The organism is Streptomyces anthophorae (genome assembly GCF_049310305.1).
Classification (GTDB): Bacteria; Actinomycetota; Actinomycetes; order Streptomycetales; family Streptomycetaceae; genus Streptomyces.
The window spans coordinates 48,430-70,448 of the sequence record NZ_JBLWQQ010000001.1 but is presented as its reverse complement, the minus strand read 5'-3'; the positions used below and the strand labels follow the sequence as shown (position 1 = coordinate 70,448).

Annotated in this window: 20 protein-coding genes; 8 read left to right on the top strand and 12 right to left on the bottom strand. The window is 72.1% G+C overall.

Annotated features, from left to right (window positions below; genetic code table 11):
* Positions 1-19: 19 nt before the first annotated feature.
* Both ACNYS0_RS00280 and ACNYS0_RS00275 read right to left on the bottom strand, forming a co-directional pair.
* The gene (locus tag ACNYS0_RS00280; RefSeq protein ID WP_422470555.1) at positions 20-1,351 is read right to left on the bottom strand and encodes an MFS transporter; all 1,332 of its coding nucleotides are present in this window, start codon (positions 1,349-1,351) and stop codon (positions 20-22) included.
* 37 nt (positions 1,352-1,388) lie between these two features.
* Positions 1,389-2,450: a C45 family autoproteolytic acyltransferase/hydrolase gene (locus ACNYS0_RS00275; protein WP_422470554.1), complete on the bottom strand. Its 1,062-nt coding sequence runs from the start codon at positions 2,448-2,450 to the stop codon at positions 1,389-1,391.
* Positions 2,451-2,600: 150 nt separating this feature from the next.
* Here ACNYS0_RS00275 and ACNYS0_RS00270 point away from each other — a divergent pair, with 150 nt between their 5' ends.
* Both ACNYS0_RS00270 and ACNYS0_RS00265 read left to right on the top strand, forming a co-directional pair.
* A complete protein-coding gene (locus ACNYS0_RS00270) occupies positions 2,601-3,623 on the top strand; it encodes a LacI family DNA-binding transcriptional regulator (protein ID WP_422470553.1) in 1,023 nt (340 codons plus the stop codon).
* 116 nt (positions 3,624-3,739) lie between these two features.
* Positions 3,740-4,312: a dihydrofolate reductase family protein gene (locus ACNYS0_RS00265; RefSeq protein ID WP_422470552.1), complete on the top strand. Its 573-nt coding sequence runs from the start codon at positions 3,740-3,742 to the stop codon at positions 4,310-4,312.
* 19 nt (positions 4,313-4,331) lie between these two features.
* Here the strand turns inward: ACNYS0_RS00265 and ACNYS0_RS00260 are convergent, their stop codons facing one another.
* Positions 4,332-5,165 (bottom strand): oxidoreductase, encoded by an 834-nt coding sequence (locus ACNYS0_RS00260; protein ID WP_422470551.1) that lies wholly within the window; start codon positions 5,163-5,165, stop codon positions 4,332-4,334.
* A gap of 102 nt (positions 5,166-5,267) precedes the next feature.
* Between ACNYS0_RS00260 and ACNYS0_RS00255 the strand changes: the two genes are divergently transcribed.
* Positions 5,268-6,239 carry a LysR family transcriptional regulator gene (locus ACNYS0_RS00255; RefSeq protein ID WP_422470550.1) on the top strand — a complete coding sequence of 324 codons (972 nt, stop codon included), beginning with the start codon at positions 5,268-5,270 and terminating at the stop codon, positions 6,237-6,239.
* On the opposite strand, the gene ACNYS0_RS00250 is transcribed toward ACNYS0_RS00255, so the two are convergent.
* Entirely contained in the window at positions 6,154-7,647 is a 1,494-nt protein-coding gene (locus tag ACNYS0_RS00250; RefSeq protein ID WP_422470549.1) for a UbiD family decarboxylase, read from the bottom strand. The two genes, ACNYS0_RS00255 and ACNYS0_RS00250, sit on opposite strands and share 86 nt — an antisense overlap.
* A gap of 137 nt (positions 7,648-7,784) precedes the next feature.
* Between ACNYS0_RS00250 and ACNYS0_RS00245 the strand changes: the two genes are divergently transcribed.
* On the top strand, positions 7,785-8,252 hold the full coding sequence (locus ACNYS0_RS00245) for a MarR family winged helix-turn-helix transcriptional regulator (protein ID WP_422470548.1): 468 nt from the start codon (positions 7,785-7,787) through the stop codon (positions 8,250-8,252).
* An 18-nt stretch (positions 8,253-8,270) separates the two neighbouring features.
* A complete protein-coding gene (locus ACNYS0_RS00240; RefSeq protein ID WP_422470547.1) occupies positions 8,271-8,819 on the top strand; it encodes a putative immunity protein in 549 nt (182 codons plus the stop codon).
* Positions 8,820-8,834: 15 nt separating this feature from the next.
* On the opposite strand, the gene ACNYS0_RS00235 is transcribed toward ACNYS0_RS00240, so the two are convergent.
* The gene (locus tag ACNYS0_RS00235; protein WP_422470546.1) at positions 8,835-9,311 is read right to left on the bottom strand and encodes an SRPBCC family protein; all 477 of its coding nucleotides are present in this window, start codon (positions 9,309-9,311) and stop codon (positions 8,835-8,837) included.
* A 110-nt stretch (positions 9,312-9,421) separates the two neighbouring features.
* Between ACNYS0_RS00235 and ACNYS0_RS00230 the strand changes: the two genes are divergently transcribed.
* Complete coding sequence (locus tag ACNYS0_RS00230) at positions 9,422-11,065, top strand: isocitrate lyase/phosphoenolpyruvate mutase family protein (RefSeq protein ID WP_422470545.1); 1,644 nt, start codon at positions 9,422-9,424, stop codon at positions 11,063-11,065.
* Positions 11,066-11,072: 7 nt separating this feature from the next.
* Here ACNYS0_RS00230 and ACNYS0_RS00225 read toward each other — a convergent pair whose 3' ends face one another.
* Both ACNYS0_RS00225 and ACNYS0_RS00220 read right to left on the bottom strand, forming a co-directional pair.
* Positions 11,073-11,909 (bottom strand): acyl-CoA thioesterase domain-containing protein, encoded by an 837-nt coding sequence (locus ACNYS0_RS00225; protein WP_422470544.1) that lies wholly within the window; start codon positions 11,907-11,909, stop codon positions 11,073-11,075.
* 11 nt (positions 11,910-11,920) lie between these two features.
* Complete coding sequence (locus tag ACNYS0_RS00220; protein WP_422470543.1) at positions 11,921-12,592, bottom strand: TetR/AcrR family transcriptional regulator; 672 nt, start codon at positions 12,590-12,592, stop codon at positions 11,921-11,923.
* Positions 12,593-12,788: 196 nt separating this feature from the next.
* Between ACNYS0_RS00220 and ACNYS0_RS00215 the strand changes: the two genes are divergently transcribed.
* Both ACNYS0_RS00215 and ACNYS0_RS00210 read left to right on the top strand, forming a co-directional pair.
* Positions 12,789-13,961 (top strand): acyl-CoA dehydrogenase family protein, encoded by a 1,173-nt coding sequence (locus ACNYS0_RS00215; RefSeq protein WP_422470542.1) that lies wholly within the window; start codon positions 12,789-12,791, stop codon positions 13,959-13,961.
* Complete coding sequence (locus tag ACNYS0_RS00210; RefSeq protein WP_422470541.1) at positions 13,958-15,310, top strand: MFS transporter; 1,353 nt, start codon at positions 13,958-13,960, stop codon at positions 15,308-15,310. Before ACNYS0_RS00215 ends, ACNYS0_RS00210 begins: the two co-directional genes overlap by 4 nt.
* A gap of 6 nt (positions 15,311-15,316) precedes the next feature.
* On the opposite strand, the gene ACNYS0_RS00205 is transcribed toward ACNYS0_RS00210, so the two are convergent.
* From ACNYS0_RS00205 to ACNYS0_RS00185, 5 genes are read right to left on the bottom strand one after another with little or no spacing between them, the layout of a single operon-like run.
* Positions 15,317-16,300: a glycoside hydrolase family protein gene (locus ACNYS0_RS00205; RefSeq protein WP_422470540.1), complete on the bottom strand. Its 984-nt coding sequence runs from the start codon at positions 16,298-16,300 to the stop codon at positions 15,317-15,319.
* Between the two features lie 25 nt (positions 16,301-16,325).
* On the bottom strand, positions 16,326-17,609 hold the full coding sequence (locus ACNYS0_RS00200) for a TRAP transporter large permease (protein WP_422470539.1): 1,284 nt from the start codon (positions 17,607-17,609) through the stop codon (positions 16,326-16,328).
* A 1-nt stretch (position 17,610) separates the two neighbouring features.
* On the bottom strand, positions 17,611-18,201 hold the full coding sequence (locus ACNYS0_RS00195; RefSeq protein ID WP_422470538.1) for a hypothetical protein: 591 nt from the start codon (positions 18,199-18,201) through the stop codon (positions 17,611-17,613).
* Complete coding sequence (locus ACNYS0_RS00190; RefSeq protein ID WP_422470537.1) at positions 18,198-20,324, bottom strand: hydantoinase/oxoprolinase family protein; 2,127 nt, start codon at positions 20,322-20,324, stop codon at positions 18,198-18,200. Before ACNYS0_RS00190 ends, ACNYS0_RS00195 begins: the two co-directional genes overlap by 4 nt.
* Before the next feature lie 42 nt (positions 20,325-20,366).
* A complete protein-coding gene (locus ACNYS0_RS00185; RefSeq protein ID WP_422470536.1) occupies positions 20,367-21,965 on the bottom strand; it encodes an FAD-dependent oxidoreductase in 1,599 nt (532 codons plus the stop codon).
* Between the last annotated feature and the right edge of the window lie 54 nt (positions 21,966-22,019).

Sequence of the window (22,019 nt, the reverse complement as noted above, 5' to 3'; positions counted from 1 at the left end):
CTCTCCCCGGAACGCGCGCTCACCCGCGTTCCGGGGCCCGGTCGTGCTCCGTTCCGCCGAGCTCGCTCGTCGGCACCCGGAACGTCTCCCGCAGCCCCCACGCGCACAGCGCCAGGACGAGTGCCGCCGCCGCGGAGTACAGCCCGACGCCGAGGGGATCGCCGTCGAAGGCGATCAGCAGCGCGGTCGCCGTCGTCGCGGCCGTGCCCCCACCGAGCGCCGCACCGACCTGATACGTGGCGGAGATCGAGGAGTAGCGGGTGGCGGCGGAGAACTGCTCGCCGAGGAACGCCGGGATGCATCCCTGGGGCGCCGCCATCAGCACGTTCACCACCACGTACGCGAGCGTGGCCGACAGCAGCACATGGCCGTCCACCATCGGGAAGTACGCGAAGAAGAAGGCGCCGTACGCGAGGGTCCCGAGGATCACCACCGGCTTGCGGCCGAAGCGGTCGGAGACCAGCGCCATGACGGGCACCGCGACCATGAAGGCGACGGAACCGGCGACCTGGAGAAGCAGCGACTGCGTGTGGCTGTAGCCGCGTTCCTCCGCGTACGTGACGGTGAAGATCGAGCCGATGTAGGCGAGGGTGTTGTAGCCGAAGGCGACGCCGATGGCGAGCATCATCTGACGCGGGTGCCGCTTGACGGCGTCCAGGATCGGCACGCGCGGAGCGTGCTCGGTGCGGCGCTGCTCCTGCGGCATCCGGGACCGGGCCACGACACCGACCAGGACCAGAAGCCCGCCCAGCCAGAACGGCACCCGCCAGGCCCAACTCTCCAGCTCCCGCTGCGGGAGCAGGGTCACCAGCGTGAAGACACCGGTCCCCAGGAGGCTGCCGATGCCGATGCCCGCGCTGGTGAAACTGCCCCACAGCCCGCGCCGGTGCTCGGGCGCGTTCTCGATGCCGAACAGGGAGGCGCCGCCCCACTCGCCGCCGGCGGCGAAGCCCTGCACGAGGCGGAGGGCGACGAGCATGACCGGCGCGGCGACGCCGAGGGCGCCGTACGTGGGCAGGCAGCCGATGAGGAACGTACTGGAACCCATCACCACAAGGGTGAGGACGAGCATCGCCCTGCGGCCGATCCGGTCGCCGAAGTGCCCGATGACGATGCCGCCGAGCGGACGTGCCACGAAACCGCTGCCGAACGCCGCGAAGGCCACGAGGGTGCCCACCGTGGGGTCGAAGCCGGGGAAGAACACCTTGGGGAAGACGAGGGCCGCGGCGAGCCCGTAGATGATGAAGTCGTAGAACTCGAGCGCGGTGCCGAAGCCGGAGATGAAGAACGTACGGGTCACGCTCAGGGAGCCGGCCCGCTGTGCCGAGCCTGGTCTGACGGTCTGTGTCATCGCTGATCCTTGGAGGGCGGCGGGGGAGCGGACGGCGTCAGAAGCGGCTGAAGCCCCGAGCGGCGGCGGAGGCCGGGGTGCCGACCGCGTAGTCGAGCGCGCCGCCCGCGACGTCGAGACCGACGGTGAAGAGGGTGCCCCACTGCTCGTGCGGGGGCTTCGCGGCGTCCGGCCGCATGCACACGACGGCGCCCGCCCCCTCGCTCCCGCACAGCGCCGAGGCCCGCTCGGCGGGCGAGAGCCCTGGCAGCGCGGCGCGGACCGTCCGCAGATGGGCCAGGCGCTCCGCCGTCGACGAGTCACCGGGGCACACATCACCGGCCGCGAGTTCCGGGTCGAGGAAGTGGTTGGTGTGCAGCAACCAGCCGTCCGCGCCCGGCCGGACCACGGCGAGCCCGCGCGGGGACAGTTCGAGGCTCGCGGCGCCCTCGGCGGTGACGACGGTGAGCGAGGTGGAGGCGGTCACCCGCGCCGAACCCGCGATCTCCACGGCCTGGCCGAGGGTGTCGGCCTCATCGAGGATCCGGCGCGCGACCGCGTGCACGGGAACACCGCCGCCCTCGCCGTCGGCACGGTGGAACAGGATGTTGAAGTGCACACCGAGCCCGGCGCCGTTCACCCCGATCTTCGCCGGGGCGCCGAACTCGGTGAACAGCTTCACCGTGCGGCCCTCCGCAGGGGTCAGCTCGTGCAAGAGGGCGTCGGGGACGAGGAGTTCGTGCCAGTCCCACGTCTGCACGGTCTGCGGGGCCACGCCCCCAGGTGCGTACACGGCCGTCGAGCACTCGCCCTCGCCGGCCGGCGGGCACAGCGCGAGGATCTCCGTTCGGGCGCCGACGGCGGCGACCTTCCAGCGCTCGACGCCCGCCGCGTCGGCGCAGGCGTCCGACTCCTCGGCGAGCCCCGGAGCCCACTGGCGCAGCGCCTCGTGGCTGCGCTCGGCGAGCTCGCGCACGCGCGCCGCGGGGAGGCCGAGCGCGGCGAAGTGCTCCACGTACAGCGTGCTCACGCGGCGTATCTCGCCGCCGAACCGGTCACCGAGCAGCGCGCCGCGCTCGCGCGGGTCGACCGTGTCGGTGGTCAGGGTGTGCAGATCCACGAGTGTTCCTTCCGGGCCCACGGGGCCATGTGTCGGTGCGGCGCCGATCACGGTAGGAAGGTAAAACGTTTTATACAATGCCTGGTCGAAACAGATGCGTGGTCGAATCACCGCCAGGTCGAACCGGCGCGGCGGAGGAGGGCGGGAGGCGTGGCGCGCACCCAGGGCATCACCATCAAGGACGTGGCACGCAGGGCCGGGGTGTCGATCACCGCCGTCTCGCACGCCCTCAACGGCAAGGGCACGCTCAGCGCCGCCACCCGCGAGCACATCCGCGAGGTCGCCGACGAGATGGGCTACGCCGCGGACGCCCTCGCCCGCGGCATGCGCAGCTCCACGATGGGCGCGGTCGGCCTCGTGCTCCGCTCCCTCGACGCGCTCGGCGACTACAAGCCCGAAGGCGTCGACGTCTTCGAGAAGTTCGTCGGCTCCGCCGCCTCCCAGGCCCTCGCCCGCGGCCTGAGCCTGATGCTGGTGCCCGACCTGACCCGGGCGCCGGTGCCGCCCCTGACGTTCTCCATGGACGGCTACATCGTCACCAATCCGCACCGCGACGACCCGGTCGTCGCCCTGCTCGACAAGCGCGGCATCCCCTACGTCACCTACGGCAGCGCCCCCGGCCGCCCCGACTTCCCGTACTGGGCGTCGGAGGACGACGCGGCCTCGGCACGCCTGGTCCTCGACCACCTCGAGGCCAGGGGAGCCCGCGGCGTCGCCCTCGTCCGCGGCACCGACACCAACGCCTGGAACGACGAGCACGAAGAGGCGTACGTCTCGTGGTGCGCGGACCGGAACATCCCTGCCCGCCTCTACGAACTGGCCGAACGCGCGGGCGTCGAGGGCGGCGTCGACCTCGCCCGCCGGATCGCGGCCGACGGCCTGCCCGACGCCGTCTTCTGCCTGACGGGCCGGCACGCGGCGGGCGTCCAGGAAGGCCTCATCGCCCAGGGGGTCGAGGTCCCCGGCCGGGTGATGGTGGCCGCCGGCTCCGACTCGGAGCACTCCCGGAACGCCCGCCCCACCATCTCCGCGCTCGAACTGGACCCGGTCGGCAGCTCGGGCGCGCTCCTGGACATCCTCCAGGCCCTGATCGCCGGTACGGAGCCGGTCGCCCCGCGCATCACGCGGGCACATTTGAGGGAGCGGGAGTCGACGCGGAGACGACCCCGCTGATCGAATCTTGTCCGCGGCCTGTCGTATACCGATGAGTTCTGCCACATCCGCCGGTCCATGAGTGTTAGTTGGTGAAGAGCCGACAGCGATGAATGAAAGAACCAGGGAGATCCGACATGCGCACGCTGATCAGCACGGCCTTCGTGTCCCTCGACGGAGTCATGGAGGCGCCGGGCGGCGAGCCCGGATACCGCAACTCCGGATGGACGTTCAAGGGCATCGACTTCGTGCCCGAGGCGTTCGAGATCAAGGGCCGGGAACAGACCGAGGCCACCGCGATGCTCTTGGGCCGGGTCAGCTACGAGGCGTTCAGCCCGGTGTGGCCGGGCATGGAGGAGTTCGCCGAGTACAAGCCGATGCCGAAGTACGTCGTGTCCACCACCCTCAAGTCCGGTGACCTGGTGTCCGGTTGGGGCGAGACGACGATCCTTCGCTCGCTCGACGAGGTCGCCGCGCTCAAGGAGACCGAGGGCGGCCCGATCATCATGCACGGCAGCGCCACCCTCAATCAGAACCTGTCGGACGCGGGCCTCATCGACCGCTATCACCTGCTGGTCTTCCCGCTGCTGCTCGGAGCGGGCAAGCGACTGTTCAGCGCCACCGACAAGGACACCCAGCACCTGAAGCTCGTCGAGCACGAGGCGTACGCGAACGGGCTCCAGAAGAACGTCTTCGACGTCGTGCACTGAGGTCGGTCGGGGCGCCGCGTCACCCGTCGAAGTCGGTGGAGCGGGCGAGCTTCTCCCAGGCGCCCAACTCGGCGCGGGAACCGTCGAGATGGGCGGTGATCGCGTCGACCGCGTCATTGCCGAGCGGCAGTCGCAGCGGAGGCTCCTCGGAGTCCACGGCGGCCAGGATCGCGGCCGCGGCCTTCGCCGGATCGCCCGGCTCCCGGCCGCTGCCGCCCGGCAGCGCGGACAGGACGGGACCCACGGTGTCCTGGTACGCGTCCAGCGTCGATACGGGGGTCAGATCGGCGGAGCCCGCGAAACCGGTCCGGAACGCGCCGGGCTCGACGATCAGCACGCGGATGCCGAGCGGCGCCACCTCGGCGGCCAGCGCTTCGGAGAGTCCCTCCAGGGCGAACTTGGTGGCGCAGTACGCGCCGACTCCGGCGAACGCGAACCGCCCGCCCATGCTGGTCAGTTGGACGATGGTGCCCGAGCCGCGACCACGCATGTGCGGCAGCACGGCACGGGTGAGCGCGGCGGGCCCGAAGAAGTGCAGGTCCATCAGGTCCCGCAGCTCCGCGTCCGAGGCCTCCTCGACCGCCCCGACCATGCCGCGGCCCGCGTTGTTGACCAGCACGTCGATCCGGCCGTGCCGGGCGGCCACCCCGTCGACCGCGGCCTGCACGTCGCCGATCGCGGTGACATCCAGGGCCAGCGTCTCGACCTGATCCGGGTGCGCGGCGACCAGATCGTCGAGCGGAGCGGTCCGCCGCGCGGCGGCCACCACGACATCGCCCGCGGCCACCGCCGCCTCGGTGATCGCCCGGCCGAACCCACTGCTCGCTCCCGTGACCAGCCATACCCTGTTCATGGTGTTCCCCCTCGGTCCGCGGGCCGCCGCTGTCGGCGACCCGTCCGTGAACCACCTTGCTGTGCAATCCAGTTGCCCGTCCAAGATCTGCCGTGATAGCCGATGGTTATGGACGTTCACGGGCGGGACCTGAGGTACTTCACCGCGGTGGCCGAGGAGCTCCACTTCACGCGTGCGGCCGAGCGGCTGTACGTCTCGCAGCCCGCGCTGAGCAAGCAGATCAGGATGCTGGAGAAGCAGGTGGGGGCCGCGCTCTTCGAGCGGGACCGGCGTGCCGTCCGGCTGACCGAGGCCGGTGCCGCGCTGCTGCCGCACGCCCGGCGGATGGTCGAGGAGTGGGAGGCGGCCCGGGAGTCGGTCGCCAAGGTGATGGCCGACCGGGCAACGGCCCTCGTGGTGGGGATGAGCACGAGCCCTGGGCGCGGCGGCATGCTTCCCGCGATCCGCTCCCGGTTCACCGCCGAACATCCCGGCACGCGGCTCAGGGTCCGGCAGGTGACCTGGGAGGATTCGACCGCGGGGCTCGCCGACTGCACGAGCGACGTCGCGTTCGTCTGGCTGCCGCTGCCCGATCAGGAGCGCTACCGGTGGGTGCCGGTCGCCGAGGAGCCCCGCCTGGTCGCCATGGCTGACACGCACCCGCTGGCCGGCAGCCGATCCGTCGATTTCGCGGACCTTCTCGACGAGCCGTTCCTCGCCCTTCCCGAGAGCGCCGGACCGCTGCGGGACTACTGGCTCGCCGCCGATGCCCGCGGCGGGAAACCGGCCGTCATCGGCGCGGAGGTGGCCAGCACGGAGGAGACGTACGAGGCGCTCGCCGCGGAACTCGGCGTCGTGCTGCTCGCGGCGGGCAACGCGCCGCTGGTCACGCTCGGCGGTGTCGTCACCCGCCCGGTCCACGGCGTCTCGCCCAGCCGCTTCGTTCTGGCCCGGCGTGCCGACGACCGCCGCCCACTGGTGCACGCGTACGCGCGCGCCGCCGAGTCCCTCAGTGCCCAAATCCGTACTCCGCCCACTTCTCGACCACGCTCCGCCGCACGTCCTTGGGGTACGAATTCCGGAACGAGGCGGTGATCCCCGGTGCGGTACCCGCAAGTTGGGAGGGGAGCAGGCAGCTGATGACGGCCTTGCCGCCGCGTCCCGTGCGAGCCTCCTCCGGGGTGAGGTAGGGGACCATCGGGATGCCCGGCGCCCGCGGGTGGACGTACTCGCCCGTGCCGGGGTGGTAGCGGGTCGCCATCGCCCACACCAGCTGGTCGATGTCGGTGACGTCGATGTCGTCGGCGACCAGGATCACCTTCGGGACCAGCCATCCGGTGTGCGAGCCGAACAGCACCTCGGCGACGGCATCGGCCAGTTGGCGCTCGCTCATCCGCGCCCCGGCCAGCCGCTCGATGTCGACCGCGACGGCGATCCAGCACGTCGCGGCCTCGTACGAGCACCAGGCCATGGAGACCGGCAGCCCGCTCGAACGCAGCAGGTCCAGGCTGGTCGCCGAGATCATCGTGCCCCAGATGGTGTGGTTCTCCTCCGGTGGCAGACCCGCCACGCACACCGGCAGGATCGGGTCGTCGCGGTGCGTGACGGTCTCCACGTGGAAGACGGGCTGCTGCTTGCTCTCGGCGAACGAGTACCCGTGGTACTCGCCCATCGGCCCCTCGGGGGCGGTCTCGTCCGGGCTGATCCAACCCTCGAGGACGATCTCGGAGTTGGCGGGCACGTACAGGTCGTGCAGCTCGGTGCGGACGACGTCGACGGGGCTTCCGGTGAGGGCGCCCACGTACCCGTCCTCGTCGACCTCGGCGGGCAGCGGCATGCCCGCGGCCGCGAGCGCGGCGGGCGGGGCACCGAGGACCATGGCCCAGGGCGTGGGCTCGCCCCGCTCGCGCCACATCTGGTGGATCATGCCGAGGTGCTGCTGCGGCATCGCCGGCCCGACGAGCGTGCGCGGCCCGTGCAGCATGGTGCGGCTGACGGACCAGCTGGTCCACTTCCCGTCGGGCGTGCGCACCACATGGAAGCCGTACGTCCCGAAGTACCGTCCGCCGTCCTCGGCGTGCAGGAGCGGTACGGGGAAGCGGGTGAGATCGACGTCCTCGCCCGTCAGGACGTTCTCCTTGCAGGGGCCGTCGGCCACGACGCGCGGGGCGAGCGGATCGGCGTGCATCGCGGAGATGAGCCGCTCCAGCAGCTCGCGCGGCGTGGTGTCACGCGGGAGCCCGAAGTGCGCGGCGAGCCGCCCGTACGCGCCGTCGGCTCGGCCGGTGAGACCGGCCGGCGCGCCGAGGATGCGATGCCCGGGGGCGCCCTCCGTGAGGTTGCTGAACAGGGGAGCGGGGCCGCGCGTCTCGTACACGCGCCGCGTGATGGCGCCGACCTCAAGGGTGGGGCTGACCGCCTGTCGGATGTCGAGCGCGTCGCCCGCCTCGATCAACTCCTCGACGAAGTCCCGGAAGTTGAGCGCGCTGCCGCGTTGCGTCATGACAGACCCTTTCCTGCGGGCGAGGGCCGGTGGAATCGACCTCCCCGATGTCGTTACAGACAGTTATTACGTACACGTCCTACCTTCCTCACGGTAAAGTACGTGTACGTCCTAATCAAGCGAGAGGTCTCCACCCGATGCCCCGTCCGACGTCCCGCAAGAGCGCGCACGCCGAGGCCGTCGAGGCCGCACTCGACGGGCTCGGGCCGCTCGCCCGCCAGCTGAACCAGCTGCACACGCGGCTCTGGTACGAGCAGGTCCACCAAGACCTGACCGGCCCCCAGTTCACCGTCCTGAGCCTGCTCGACCTGCACGGAGACATGGACCAGGGCACGCTCGGCACCCTGGCCCACCTCGACAAGTCGACGGCCGCCCCGCTTCTGGAACGACTGCGCCGCAGGGGCCTGCTGGACCTGGAGAAGGACGAACGCGACCGCCGCCGCAAACTCGTCCGCATCACGCAGAGCGGCCGCCACCTGGTGGCACGCCTGGCGCCCGGCGTCACGGACGTGAGCGACCAACTGCTGGACGTGCTCACGGCGGAGGAGCGGGAGGAGTTCCTGCGGATGCTGCGCCGGGTGACGACGCGCCCGGAGGTCCCCTGACGGTGAGAGGATCGGGCCATGGCGACGACGACCGTGACCGGGGACTTCGACCTGACCATGGACGAGCTGCGCGCGGTCGCGCGGTACGCCGCGCAGAGCGCAGAGCAGGTCCTTCCCGTGTACGAAGCGGCGTCGCCGCACGACCCGCGGCCCCGCGCGGCCGTCGACGCCGCCTGGGAGTTCGTCAAGGGCGCGAACCGGTCCCGATCGCAGCGCGTGACCGCGCTCGACGCGCACCGGGCCGCCGCGGAAGCGGACACGGAAGCCGCGCGGCTCGCCGCGCGCGCCGCCGGTGACGCCGCCTCCGCCGCGTATCTGCACCCGATCGCGAAGGCCACCCAGGTCGGGCACATCCTGCGCGCCGCCGCCTGCGCCGCCCGTGTCGAGGAGTTGGCCGCGGGCGGCGATCCGGAGGCGGGGGAGCGGCACATCGAACAGGCCCGGCGGCGCGCCACACCGGTCCTCGTGGACGTGCTGAGCCGGTACCCCGTGGCGCCTGAGGGGAAGGGGCGTGTGGCGCACCTGATGAGCGCGCTCGACGCGTCGTTGCGCGGCACGCGCCCCTAGGGGGTGTCGCGGACCTCAGCCGGAGCCGGAACCCGGGTCCCTCTCCACGAGGCGGGCGAGGTTCTCCAGCGCCATCCGCGTGCCCGTCTCGTTCTGGTCGACGGGAACGACGTCGGGGATCCCCTCGTGCAGCATCCGCACCTCGGTGCCGCCGTCGGCGTCGACGAGCGTGGTGGTCATCGTCATCGTGTCGCGCAGTGCGGGATCGTCGGATTCAAAGGCGAGCACCTCGACCACCTGCTCGTCGGGCACCAGCCTCGCGAAGTGGCCGTGGTACGTGTCGGTGTGCGAGGCCGACTTGCCGCTCTCGTTCGGCGCGTCGTAAGTGAGCGAGACGCGGAACCTCCCGCCCTCGCGGGCGTCGAACTCGTGCACCTGGCTGGTCATGCCGGCGGGCACCCGCCAGTGCGCGATGGCGTCCGCGTCGATGAGCGCCCGGTAGACGGCGGCACGCGGCGCGTTCACGTGCTGGGAGAGCTCGGTCGAGTACATCGGCCGAGCGTAGCGTCCGGGCCGTCGCGGGGCCCGGGAGGACGCGGGGCCGCGGGGACGCGGGGACGCTTCGGCGGGTCCCGAAGTGTTCCGCGCCTAGCGTCGGCGGCATGAACCGAACCGTGCATGAGATCTCCCGCTACGAGGACGCGCGTGCGGCGCTGGCCTGCCCGGATCTGGTGCCGGAGGTGCCAGAGGTGCCGGAGGTGCCAGAGGTGCCAGAGGAGTCTGAGGTGCCCGAGACGCCGTCCGCTGTCGACGGGAAGGAAGGCGCGTCCATGGGCTGGCTGCGGGCCTCGGTGCCCCGGTTCGGCTCCGGCGCGGCGCACGCGCGGCGCCGCGCGCTCGTGGAGGCCGAGCTGGCCCGCCTCGACGTGGCACGGCTGCGGGCGGCGGCCGCCCGGTGGCCCGAGGGAGAGGACGCGGCCCCGCACGTCGTTCGCACCCTCGCCGAGGCGCTGGGGTACCGCGAGCCCGACGCGGTGACGGAGGCGGTCGCAGCCGTGGCGCCCGTCTACTTCGGCGGCGAGGCCCCGGAGGCCGACGCGGCGGTGGCACGCCTGATGGAGCTGCTGACCCCGCCGGGGCATCGGCAGGAGGAGAGCCATGGTCGGCCGTGCCCCGATGGCGCGTCGGACGACGCCGAGGTCGCGGCCGCCCGGATCTGTCTCCTCGTGCAGGCCCGGGACGCGACCGCCGCCCTGGTGCGGCACGCCGACGCCGCTCCCGCCGCCGCCCGCCCCGTCGAGCGGCTGCTCCGCGACACGCTGCGCGACGACCCGCCCGTCCGCGTCCTGCGTCGCGTCGCCGCCCGCGACACCCGCGTCGCCGGAAGGGACATCGCCGCCGGAGACCTCGTCCTCCTGGACGCCACGGCCGTCACCCCCACGGACGCCGACGCGCCGCTCGCCTTCGGGGCGCCGCCGCGCGTCTGCCCCGGCCGTGATCACGCCATGGCCCTGGCCGCGGGCGCCCTCGCGCACCGCCGCCCCACGCGCTTCGCCGACCTGCACCGGGGAGACACTCCGCTGCTGCTGCCCAACGCCTGGGACCGCGCCTCCGCCGCCGCGCTCGCCGACGCCGGCTTCGAGGCCGTCGGCACCACCAGTCTCGGTGTGGCCGCCGCGGCCGGGCTCCCGGACGGCGCGGGTGCCACCGCCGACGCCACGCTCGCCCTGGCCCGCGGGCTCGGGCGCGCCGCGCTCCTGTTCACCGTCGACATGGAGGGCGGGTTCAGCGACGATCCGGACGAAGTGGCCGCACTCGCCCGCCAGTTGAGCGCCGCGGGCGCCGCCGGGATCAACCTCGAGGACGGGCGCGCCGACGGCAGCCTCACCCCCGCCGACCAACACGCCGCGAAGATCGCGGCGGTGAAGGCGGCCGTCCCCGACCTGTTCGTCAACGCCCGCACGGACACCTACTGGCTCCGCAGGAATCCTGACCACGAGGACACCGAGAAGCGTCTCGCCGCGTACCAGGACGCGGGCGCCGACGGCCTGTTCGTACCCGGTCTCGCCGAACCCGACCTGATCCGCGCCATCGCCGCCCGCTTCGAGCGTCCCCTCAACATCCTCTACTCACCCACCGGCCCTGCCCTCGACGAACTCGCCGCGCTGGGCGTCCGCCGCGTCAGCCTCGGCTCGCTGCTCTACCGCAGGGCGCTCGGCGAGGCCGTGGCCACCGCGCGGGCCGTCCGCGAGGGGCGGCGGCCCACCGGCGACACACTCTCGTACGAGCAGGTGCAGGAGCTGTAGGCGGCGGTCAGCGTTCCGGCGCGGGATTCGCGAGCGCCGTCGTCGTGCAGTAGCCGATCGGGCCCGCCGCGTCGTACAACGTGCAGTGCCCGACGGCGATGCCGTCCTCAGCGGTGTGCCCCGTGGCCTCCAGGCCGATCTCGTCGCTGAGGGGGAGGCGGCTCAGGGACAGGGTGTAGTCGGCGTTGATGTAGCGCAGTCCGGCGTCGCCCGCGTGGGCGAGCGGGCTCGCCGTGTCGGCGGCCAGCGCGGCGCGGACCAGCGGCGACAGCGCCTCCCCGCCCACCAGTGGCCGGGCATCACGTATCCAGGAGCGCCGCCGCTGATCGCCGCTCCACTCCCGTACGGGCCGCGACTCCTCGTCGAAACGCAGGAATTGGGTGCGCCCGTGCGGGGCCAGCAGCTCCTGGGGCGGCGGCGCGTCCCACGGGCCGGTCGCGGGAATGTGTCCCGGCGGCGGTGCGGCGGTGCGCGGCAGGACGGCACTGGCCCGCGCCAGCGGCCTCCCGTCGGCGCCGTGCACGGCGGCGTCGGCGACGCGGATCCGCCGTCCGTCGCGGACCCGCTGCGTGGTGACACCGACCGGCGCGAAGGGCGCGGTGCGGAACAGGTCGACGGTGAGCCGGGCGAAGTGCAGCCCCTCCTCGGCGTGTTCGCGCTCAAGCGCCCGCGCGAGGAGACCGCCCAGGAGTCGGCCGTGCACCGTGCCGGGCGCCCACCAGCCGCGCGCGTGCGACTCGGGCACGAAGCTCTCCACGGAGTCCGCGGTCTCCCGGACGACCGCGAGGTTCACCGGCTCCGTGCTCCGCGTGAAGTAGGGCGCCTCGTCCTCGGTCTGTGCCACGTGTGTTCCTCTCAGTGCGTCGTACGTCGGTGCATACGGGGGTCGGCGATCCGGAGCGGATCGATGTGCAGCGGGTCCAGCCTCCGGATGAGGGCGAGCGTGGCGTGACAGATCGCGTCCGCGTCCCGTTTGCGCGCACACGTGGCGATCTCCCGGCCGGCCTCCCCGATGACGGAGGTGAGCACGCCGACCACCAGCCGGTCCACGGGTTCGCTGCCCGCTTCGAGCAGCACCGAGTTCTGCCGGATCCACTCGCGGCCCCGCGCCCTGCGCATCAGCTCGAAACCGGGCGGCCCGTCGCCGTCCATCCACAGCTCGATCAGGTCGCGCCGCCGCCAGCAGCCCTCCAGGAAGCTGCGGGTGCCGACGAGGAACAGTTCCAGCGGATCGCTCTCGCCCGCCGCCCGCGCCGCGGCCACCGCCTCGGCCGCCTCGCGCTCACGGGAGTCCTCGTAGTCCTCCCACAGCGCGACGAACAGCTCCGTCTTGCCGCCGAAATGGTGGTAGAGACTGCCGACGCTGGACCCGGCCCTGCGCACCACCGCGACGATCGCCGTGTCGGTGAACCCCTGCTCGCAGAAGACCTCGCGGGCGGCGTCGAGGAGGGTCCGGCGGGTCTGCTCCGTGCGGCTCCACTGCCAGGCGCTGTCCTTGGCCGCGAGCCGCTCCGCCTTGCGTGTCATCCGGTCGTCACCCCCTGCGCACCCACGTCCGTACCGAACCGAATTTTAGAATCAGCCGATTCCGAGCGCCAGAAGCCCGGTCGAACTCGTTCCGACCTCTTGACCGACCGCCGGGGCGCGGGCAACTTGAACTCATTCCTAGATTCCCGTTCCAGGATTTCCGGGCTTCCCGTTCAAGGATTGAGGGGGCACTTCCATGGTCGACTTCTCGCTGTCCACCGAGGAACGTCAGATCAGGGACACCGTCCGCGCGTTCATCACCAAGGAGGTGATGCCGCTGGAGCAGGACGTGCTGCGCAATGAACGGGCCGGTCGGCGGGGTGTCGAACCCGAAGTCGTCGCCGAGCTACGCGCCAAGGCCCGCAGGTCGGGCTTCTGGGGTGTGAACACCCCGGAGGAGTACGGCGGGATGAACCTCGGCGCCGTCATGTCCGCGATCATCGCGATGGAGCTGGGCCGGACCTTCGTCCCCTTCAGCTTCGGCGGCGGCGCCGACAACATCCTCTACGCCTGCGACGAGGAGCAGAAGCGGCAGTACCTGCTGCCCACCATCGAGGGCGAGCGCCGCTCCTGCTTCGCCATCACCGAACCCGGCGCGGGCTCCGACGCCCGCAACATCCGCAGCCGCGCCGTCCGCGACGGCGACGACTGGCTGATCACCGGCGAGAAGACGTTCATCACCGGCGGCAACGAGGCCGACTTCGTGATGGTGTTCGCGGTCACCGACCCGGACAAGGGTGCCGACGGTGGTGTCACCTGCTTCCTCGTCGACCGCGACATGGGCTGGAAGTCGGAGCCGATCGAGACCATGGGGGAGTGGGGCCCGGCCGCGCTCGTCTTCGACGAGGTGCGTGTCCCCGGCCGCAATGTCCTCGGCGAGGTCGGCAAGGGCTTCCAGCTCGCCATGCAGTGGATCGGCCAGGGCCGCTACCTCATCCCCGCCCGTGCCATCGGCTCCGCCGAGCGCATGCTCCAGATGGGTGTCGACTACGCCCGCCAGCGGCACTCCATGGGCCGCCCCATCGCCGACTACCAGGCCATCCAGTGGCACATCGCCGACTCGCAGGTCGAGATCGAGTCCGCGAAGTGGCTGACCCTGTACGCCGCCTGGCGCGCCCAGCAGGGGATGGACGCCCGGCACGCCTCTTCCATCGCCAAGCTCAACGGCGCGGTGATGGCCAACCAGGTCGTCGACCGCGTCCTCCAGATCCACGGCGGCATGGGCTACACCAAGGAACTGCCCATCGAACGCTGGTACCGCGAACTGCGCCTTCTGCGCATCTTCGAGGGCACCGACGAGATCCAGAAGCGCACCATCGCCCGCAACCTCATCAAGGGGCACGTCCGACTCGGCGGGATCGGCGAGTGACCGGGCGGCGCCCGCGCATCCGGCTCTTCCGGGTGCGCGAGCTCGACCAGTACCCGGAGTCCGGACAGCGGATGCGCATCCTGTCGATGGCGGTCCTCGCGGTCCTCATCGCCTCCTACGAGGGCCAGATCGCGCCCGTGGTGCCCCTGCTCCTCGACGACCTGGACATCTCGCTGACCACCTACGGCGGTGTCTCCGCCCTGGCGCTCGTCGCCGGGGCCGTCGCGTCGATGATCGGCGGGCGGCTCACCGACACCGTGGGCCGGGTGCGGCTCATCGTGCCGCTCCTGATGCTCACCGCGGGCTGCTGCTTCCTGATGACGACCGTGCACTCGGCAGGCCAACTCCTCGCCGTACGCGCCGTGTTGTCGGTCGTCGACGGCATGGCCATGGCGGGCACCGCGCCGCTCGTGCGGGACTTCTCGCCGCGGATGGGCCGCGCGCAGGCCTTCGGCTTCTGGACCTGGGGCCCGGTCGGGGCGAGCTTCCTGGCCGCCGCGGTCGCCAGCCTCACGCTGCCGCTGTTCGACGACTCGTGGCGCTCGCAGTTCGTCATCATGGGCTCGGTGTCCCTCGTGCTCTCCGTGGTGATCGCCTTCAACATCGCGGACCTCTCACCGGAACTGCGCGCCCGGATCGTGCAGTCCGAGCGGGAGACCCTCGGCCGCGCCGACCACACCGCACCGGCCCGCGCCCGGGACCTGTTCGCGCACCGGAACATCTGGGCCCATGTCGTCGGCATCGCCTGCTGGCTGGTGCTGTACGTGACACTGGTCGTGTACGGGCAGACGATGCTCGCGGAGAGCTTCCACCTCGACGCCGCGACGGCCTCGAAGATCATGGCCGCGTTCTGGACGCTGAACATCCTCACCCTCGTCGCCTCCGGACGGCTCTCCGACCGGCTGCAACTGCGCAAACCCTTCTGCGTGGGTGGCACGGTGGGCAGCGTGCTCCTCACCGCGTACCTGGCGGGTCTCGTCGGCCGCGAGGACGTCTCGCACCTCCACATCGCGGTCACCGGGGCGCTCCTCGGCGGCGTGATGGGCTGCGCCTACGGGCCCTGGATGGCGAACTTCTCCGAGAACGCGGAGGACGTCGACCCGCGCCTGCAAGGCACCGCCTGGGGCGTGTTCACGTTCCTGACCAAGGCGATGGGCGTGGTGGTGCTCATCGCCGTGCCCCGTGTCGTCGAGTCCGACGGCTGGCGCGCCTGGCTCGTCGTGTGCGGCTGCTGCATGGCCGTGTTCGTCCCGGCGTCGCTGTTCTTCCGCGGACCGTGGCGCCGGGCGAGGACGGTGCCCGTGGCGTCCCCGCAGGACACCCCGGCCGCCGCCCCCGCCGGCGACTGACCCGGATCAGCCGCGGGCCACCGCGATCGCCCCGGCGAGCCGCTCCCCGGCCTCGTACACCATGTACGGCACCCCGCTCTGCGTGCCGAAGGAGGGGGCGGCCGCCCGGCCGTTCTCCGGGGCCGCGGCGCCGGAGTCGTAGAAGACGCCGAGGTGCTTGCGAAGGGAGAAGTCGGCGCCGACCTCCGTGATCATGAGGTCGCCGCCGCTCTCCTTGTCCTTGTTGTAGACGACGAAGGCGGAGCCGCCGCGCGTGAGCAGGTGCGGGCCGCCCACATTGACCGCGTTGACGTCCGAGTGCCGCACCAGCGGTGTCTGGTCGAACGTCCAGCCGCGGCCGTCGGCCGACCAACCCCAGCAGATGTCACGGTGGTTCGTCGTGTTGTTCAGCATGAACAGCATCACGTAGTGGGCACCGCGCGACGGCAGCTCGTGCGCGAAGACCCGGGCGTACGAGGTCTCGGTGGTGCCCGCCGGCATCATCGACGTCGACAGGACCACCTTGTCGTACGTGAAGTGGATGCCGTCCTTCGAGCGGGCGAGCCGCGTCGTGGTGTTCTCGCCGTGGAAGTACAGCCAGAACTCCCGGTGCTGCGGCATCCACATCACGTGCGGGGAGGAGACATGGCTGACCGAGTAGTGCGGCGACCAGTCGTTCGACACGATCGGGTTGTCCGCGTACTCGGTGAACGGGCCCTCCAGCGAGTCCCCGTACGCGAGGCAGATCCCGCCGGGCGCGTCGTGCGGGGCGTAGTACAGGTAGTAGCGGCCCAGCGGCTTCGCCAGCTTGTCGTAGACGCCGCGCACGGTCGGGAAGATGATCTCGCCCGTCGGGTTGTACTTCAGATCGGCGGGGGAGAGCAGCGTGCGGACGTAGGTGTAGTCGGGGAATCCGCCCGGCGCCGCCGAGGCGGAGGTGGCCGGGAGTCCGCCCAGGGCGATGGCGGGACCTGTGACGGCGGCGGCGCGCAGGAACGTACGACGTTGCATGGTCAGCTCCTCAAGTGCGTTGATGTCAGAGGTAGGTGGCGGCCGTGACGCACAGCCCGCCGAGCGCCACCGCCCACACGTACGGCAGCGTGCGCACCATCACCTGCTGCGGCGAGACGCCCGCGTACTGGGCGGCCCACACGGTCTGGGTGCTGGTCGGGTCGGCGACGCCGAAGACCTGGTTGTACGAGGTGGTCATGCCGAGCACGGCGACGGCCGGGTAGACGCCCGTGGCGATGAGGACGCCCGCGATGCCGGCGCCGAGGCCGAACACATTGAGCGGCCCGCGGTACAGACACAGCGGTACGAGCAGAGTGAAGACGAGGACGAACAGCACCGCGTTCTGCGGGCTGACGGCCTTCACCAGCGGCTCCAGCGCGTCGACAGCGCCGGGCAGGTTCACCGCGGCGAGCAGGATGCCGATCGCCACGAACAGGGTGATCGGCGGGGCGGCCACCTCGAAGCCGCCGTACAGGGTGCGCAGCAGGCGACGGTTCATCTCGCGCGGCCGCGTCGTCGTCACCAGCGCGTACAGCACACCCGCCAACAGCGAGGGAATGATGGCCAGTTCGAAGCCGAGGGCGAGGACCAGCGGAACGACCGGGGTGAGCAGCGCGTACCAGGGGGCGTCGCCCAGCGGCTTGCGCGCGCGGGCCCGCGGCCGGTCCTGCACCGAGCGCAGCGACCACGTGTGCTCCACCCCCCGCCGCCGCGACTCGATGAGCACGTACGCGAGGGCCGCCACGAGGGCGAAGGGGAACAGCTTCACCATGAAGCCGCGCACCGTCGGGATCGGCAGGTCGAGGGCGGTGGAGAAGAACTGCCACACCGGCAGCTCGAACGGAATGCCCACGGCGATGCCCATGAGGATCGTCCCCGCGGCGGTCACCTTCGGGACGCCCACCGCGATCATCGCCGGGATCCCGATGAGCCCGGCGAGCATCGCCGCGGGCGCGGACCCGGTGACCGTGCCCACGAGCGCCGACACGGCGAGCACGCCGAGCGCCACGAACACCGGCCGGTCACCGCCGAATTCGACGATCTTGCGGACCAGGGTGCCCGCGATGCCGGTCTCCTCCAGGAGCTTGCCGAGCCACGAGCCGAGCAGGATCGCGATCATCGTCGAGGCGAGCGCCGGGGCGCCCTCCTGGAGGACCGTGTCCAGCACGCTGTTCTTGCCGGTCAGCGGGGCGCCCGCGAGGAAGGCGATCACCACGGCGAGCAGCACGAGCGCGAACGCGGTGGGGAGCTTGCGGCTCAGCATGGCGGCCACTCCGGCCGCCATGACGAGCAGGATGACGACACCCATGTCACTTCTCGCTTCTGTCGGGGTGTACGGCTCTGTCGGGAGGTGTCACGGCGACAGCCACGGCCTCCGTGAGCAGCAGGGGACTGCGGCCCAGACCGCAGGCGACGCGGGCGTAGGCGTGCGCGGCCAGCTCGTCGGCGCCCGCGACGTGCGCGTACACGCGGCGCCGCCCGAGCCGCAGCGCCGTGTGGCCGAGCGCCCGCTTGAACTCGGCGCGCACGCGCGCGTGGTGAAGATGTTCGTGGGCCCGCTCGTGGGCGAGCGCCGCGGCCCGCACCGAGCCCTCGGGGAACCAGGCGCGCCAGCCCCGTTCCTCGACGAGCCGTTCGGCGCGCTCGATGGTGTCGACGAACAGCTCGATCTGCGCGGGCCGCGACCGATAGCGGGCCAGGAGCCCTTCGGCGAGGCCGCCGCCTTGGTGCTCGACGACCCGCGCGCTCATCGGACCGGGGGAGAGACGCGCCCCGAACTCCTCGGCGGCGAGCGCCCATTGACGCAACAGGAGGGGATCCCGGACCTCGTGCGTCGGGGTGCCCGCGAGCAGCCGAACCGCCAGGTCCAGGTCGTGGTCCCGGTCGGCGCCGCCGCTCATGCGCGGGACTCCACGACCGCCACCACCGGCTCGTCGGCCGCCCGCGCCCGCAACTCGCTGCGCGCCAGGGCAAGGAGCGCCTCCGGTTCGAGCACCCCCGACAGATCGGCGATCCGGCCGCCGACCAGCAGCCGCACCGCGGGCGCCCGCGTTCCGCCGTCCCCGTACGCGGTGGCGTCCCGCACCAGCGCCGCGAGGGCCTCGCCGGCCGCGCCCACGGTCGTCGTCTCCACCCGGGCGTCCGACGCCCCGAGCCGTACGACACCGTCCGCGTCGACCACCCGCACCGGCCGCCGCGTCGCGCGAAGGCGGCGCTTCACTTCGGTGCCGTACACGGTGTACGCGTCGGTGCCCGCCAGCACGTCGACCCGTGCCTGCTGCGTCTTGAGGCTGGTGGCGGCCGCCTTCAGCCGCTCCGTGTCGTCGGCCCGGTGCGCCCGGTCCTGCGTGCGCAGTTCGGTGGCGCCGGTGGCGACGGCCCGCACGGTGCTCGTCTGCGGGTCGACTGTCACCTCGACCTCGACACCATCGGCCGCCGCGCCCTGCGCGACCACCGCCCGCTCGGCCTCGGCGCGCACGGCGAGGATCTGCTCCTGCGTGGCGCCGGGCACGATCCGTTCGACCTGCTCGCGCACCAGCGCGAGGGCCACGCCGATCGGGCTGATCACCTCGTTGTGCCGGGCGATGCGCCCTTCCATCCCGCAGGTCGCCGCGAGGTGCGGGGTGACGGACGCGGCGCCGCCGCCCCCGCCGACCAGGACGGCGGTGTCACGGTCGAGCCGGTAGTCCTTGACCATCGCGTCCACGACCGTCCGCACCTGTGCGGCCCCCGCGTCGAGCACGGCACGCGCCGCGCCCGCCACATCGGTGCCGAGCCGGTCGGCCAGCGGTGCGAGCGCGGCTCGCGCCACCTCCCGGTCGCAGCGCGCGAAGTCACCTTCGGGCACCCGCCCGAGCGCGTTCGCCGCGCAGGTCATCGTGAGCGCGAACCGGCCGCCCGCGGCGTCGAGCACCACATGGTCGTCCGGATCGCCGGCCATCGGCGCCACCGTGTCGAGCTTCGCGTCCCGCAGCTCGTCGAGCGTGGCGAAACACGCGTACGGAAGGCCCGCGATGTGCGCGCTGCGCGGTCCGACACCCGTCACCTTCCCGTCCCCGATGCGCACCATCGAGCCACCGCCGACGCCGACGGTGCGCACATCGAGCGCGTTCAGATACGAGGTCTTGCCGAGGATGGTCGCGTGCCGCACCGCGACCTTGCCGCGCCGCACCACACTGATGTCCGTCGACGTGCCGCCCGTCTCCAGGAACACCCCCTCGCTGATCCGTTCCTGCATCAGCGCACCCGCGACCCCGGCCGCCGGACCCGACAGGACCGTGAGCAGCGGCCTGCGCCGCATCTCGGCGAGCGACATGACACCGCCGTCGCAGCGCATCACCATCAGCGGCGCGCTCACCCCCGCCTTGGTGATCGAGGAGTCGACGAGTTCCGCGGTCGCCAGCATCCGCGGCAGGATCGCCGCGTTCACCACCGCCGTCCGCGTCCGCTTGTGCAGCCCGTACAGCGACGTGATCTCGTGCGCCGCCGCCACCGGCAGGCCCGAGGGCCGTGCCGTGTCGAGCACGGCCTGCTCCCCGTCGGGCCGGTCGACCCCGAACGGCTCGGTGGCGACGAGGACTTCGGCACCCTCCTCCAGCACGCGGGTCACCGCGGCCCGCACCGCTTCGGTGTCGAACGGGTCCGGGACGTGCGCGTAGGCGAGCGGCAGCTTCTTGCCGGGGGTGAGGTCCAGCTTGCCGAGCGCGGCGAGCCGCCGGGTGAGCACCGCGCCCGCACCGGTGCCGATGCCGATGAGCCCGACCGTCGCCACGTCGCCCTCCAGGAGCGCGTTCGTGGCCTGTGTCGTTCCGTGTGCCAGGAAGGTGACATCGGCCGGGGTGCGGTCGACCTGCGCCAGGAGCCGGTCGAGCGCCCGCACGATGCCGTGTGCGACCCCGTCCTCGTGATGATGGCTCGTGGGCACCTTCACCTGGCCCACCAGGTCGAGCGTCGCGGCATCGACGGCCACGGCGTCCGTGAACGTACCGCCCACGTCGATCCCGACGCGTATCCGTGTGCTCATGTCGTACGCACCTCCTTGTGCGTTCGCGTACCGGATGGAGAGTCAGTAGCCCCGGACGTCGGGCCAGTGCCGCTGCACGCCCGAACGGTCGAGCAGCCGCCCGAACTCGTCGAACCGCTTGTCCTCCGCCTGCACCTGATGCGGCGTGACGTCCTCGGCCAGGCAGTGCGCGGCCAGCGCGCCCGCGACCTCGCCGATGTTCCACTCCACCGGGTGCAGCCGGTAACAGCCGTTGGTGACGTGGGTGGTGCCGATGTTCTTGCCGGCCGGCAGCAGATTGCGCACCCGCCGGGGCACCAGCGCGCCCAGCGGGATCTCGAACGGCACCGAGCCGACGTCGATGTAGTTGTCACCGCCCGTAGAGGGGTGCAGGTCGATGCGGTAGCCGCCGACACCCACCGAGTCCCGGTAGCGCGTCCTGCCGTACGGGCCGACGACATCGATGGAGACGTCCTGCTCCACGACCGTCGTCACCGCCTTGATGCGGCGGGACTCGCGCACGTACGGCGCCTTCGCGAGGCCGTCCGACGTGCCGGTCACATCGGGACGGATGCGCAGACCGGGGAAGCCGGTGCCGCCGTCCGCGCGCGGGGCCTTCGTCTGAAGCCAGTACAGGACGGACAGCGACAACTGCCGCGCCTCGCGCAGCGCTTCGGCCTCCTGCCCGATGTACGGCTTCAACCAGTAGTCGTTGAGCGGCCAGTTGACGAGCGTGATGTCCGAGTCGAAGGCGCCCGGCTGGTGCAGCTTGCGGGCGAGGATCCGGCGGAAGCCCCACAGTTCCTTGTCGCCGGCGTCGGCGCTCTGGTCGGCGCTCACGGCGAGCGGGTCGAGCTCCGGGTTCGGCACGAAGGTACGGGGGACCGGTTCGAGAGTGCGCGGGTCGGGGGCCTCGAAGCCGAGCAGCGGGCCCGGCCAGAAGTCCGGCCGGTAGGAGCGCCAGAAGTCGTAGTCCTCCGGCCGCTCGATGGTGTGGTCCTCGCCCTCGTGGTGCGAGAGCGCGAAGCAGACGGTGATGCCCTGCTGGTTCTCCGGCTGCGCCTCGGCCGGCGCGTGCGGCTCGCCGAACTCCGCCTGCGCCTCGGCGCCATTGGCGTGCTCGACGTCCGCGAGCGCGAGCAGCTCACCGGTCTCGGTGGCGTCGATGACATAGGGAGGGGTGAAGCCGCGGACGATGCCGGTGCGCAGATCGCGCACGGAGACGTCCGTGATGACATCGTTGTCGGACTCGGCGGACACGGCCTTGTGCTCCGTCAGAACGGTCAGCAGCCCGCTCGCCCGGTGCGGCGCGAGCATCCCCTCCAGGACCGCAAGGGCGATCCGCGGCTCGTGGCACAGCTTGCTGACCCGGCCCGCGCCCGGATTGAACTCGGGCAGCGCGAGCGCCTCGCCGCGCAGCGGATACCACTGCCGGTAGTACGCGCGGATGCCCTCCCGCAGCGCCCGGTACGAGGCCGTCGCGCCGAACCGCTCCACCCACGGGTGCTCGTCCGGCGGCACGGCCTGCGAGGTGAGCTGCCCGCCGATCCAGTCGGTCTCCTCGGTGAGGACGACACGGCGCCCCGCGCGGCAGGCGGCAAGCGCCGCGGCGACACCGCCGAGGCCGCCGCCGACGATGAGGATCTCCGGTTCGGGAAACACATGACTCCTTCGTGCTGTGCTTGTCGTCGTGTCGATGTCGCTCTGTGTGTGCCG

What these genes read in the sequence shown, in the direction of transcription:
- ACNYS0_RS00190 (WP_422470537.1), bottom strand. Translation starts at nt 20,324, where the DNA reads ATGAGCACACGGATACGCGTCGGGATCGACGTGGGCGGTACGTTCACG.
- ACNYS0_RS00195 (WP_422470538.1), bottom strand. Translation starts at nt 18,201, where the DNA reads ATGAGCGGCGGCGCCGACCGGGACCACGACCTGGACCTGGCGGTTCGG.
- ACNYS0_RS00215 (WP_422470542.1), top strand. Translation starts at nt 12,789, where the DNA reads ATGGTCGACTTCTCGCTGTCCACCGAGGAACGTCAGATCAGGGACACC.
- ACNYS0_RS00230 (WP_422470545.1), top strand. Translation starts at nt 9,422, where the DNA reads ATGAACCGAACCGTGCATGAGATCTCCCGCTACGAGGACGCGCGTGCG.
- ACNYS0_RS00240 (WP_422470547.1), top strand. Translation starts at nt 8,271, where the DNA reads ATGGCGACGACGACCGTGACCGGGGACTTCGACCTGACCATGGACGAG.
- ACNYS0_RS00280 (WP_422470555.1), bottom strand. Translation starts at nt 1,351, where the DNA reads ATGACACAGACCGTCAGACCAGGCTCGGCACAGCGGGCCGGCTCCCTG.
- ACNYS0_RS00260 (WP_422470551.1), bottom strand. Translation starts at nt 5,165, where the DNA reads ATGAACAGGGTATGGCTGGTCACGGGAGCGAGCAGTGGGTTCGGCCGG.
- ACNYS0_RS00250 (WP_422470549.1), bottom strand. Translation starts at nt 7,647, where the DNA reads ATGACGCAACGCGGCAGCGCGCTCAACTTCCGGGACTTCGTCGAGGAG.
- ACNYS0_RS00205 (WP_422470540.1), bottom strand. Translation starts at nt 16,300, where the DNA reads ATGCAACGTCGTACGTTCCTGCGCGCCGCCGCCGTCACAGGTCCCGCC.
- ACNYS0_RS00200 (WP_422470539.1), bottom strand. Translation starts at nt 17,609, where the DNA reads ATGGGTGTCGTCATCCTGCTCGTCATGGCGGCCGGAGTGGCCGCCATG.
- ACNYS0_RS00235 (WP_422470546.1), bottom strand. Translation starts at nt 9,311, where the DNA reads ATGTACTCGACCGAGCTCTCCCAGCACGTGAACGCGCCGCGTGCCGCC.
- ACNYS0_RS00265 (WP_422470552.1), top strand. Translation starts at nt 3,740, where the DNA reads ATGCGCACGCTGATCAGCACGGCCTTCGTGTCCCTCGACGGAGTCATG.
- ACNYS0_RS00245 (WP_422470548.1), top strand. Translation starts at nt 7,785, where the DNA reads ATGCCCCGTCCGACGTCCCGCAAGAGCGCGCACGCCGAGGCCGTCGAG.
- ACNYS0_RS00255 (WP_422470550.1), top strand. Translation starts at nt 5,268, where the DNA reads ATGGTTATGGACGTTCACGGGCGGGACCTGAGGTACTTCACCGCGGTG.
- ACNYS0_RS00220 (WP_422470543.1), bottom strand. Translation starts at nt 12,592, where the DNA reads ATGACACGCAAGGCGGAGCGGCTCGCGGCCAAGGACAGCGCCTGGCAG.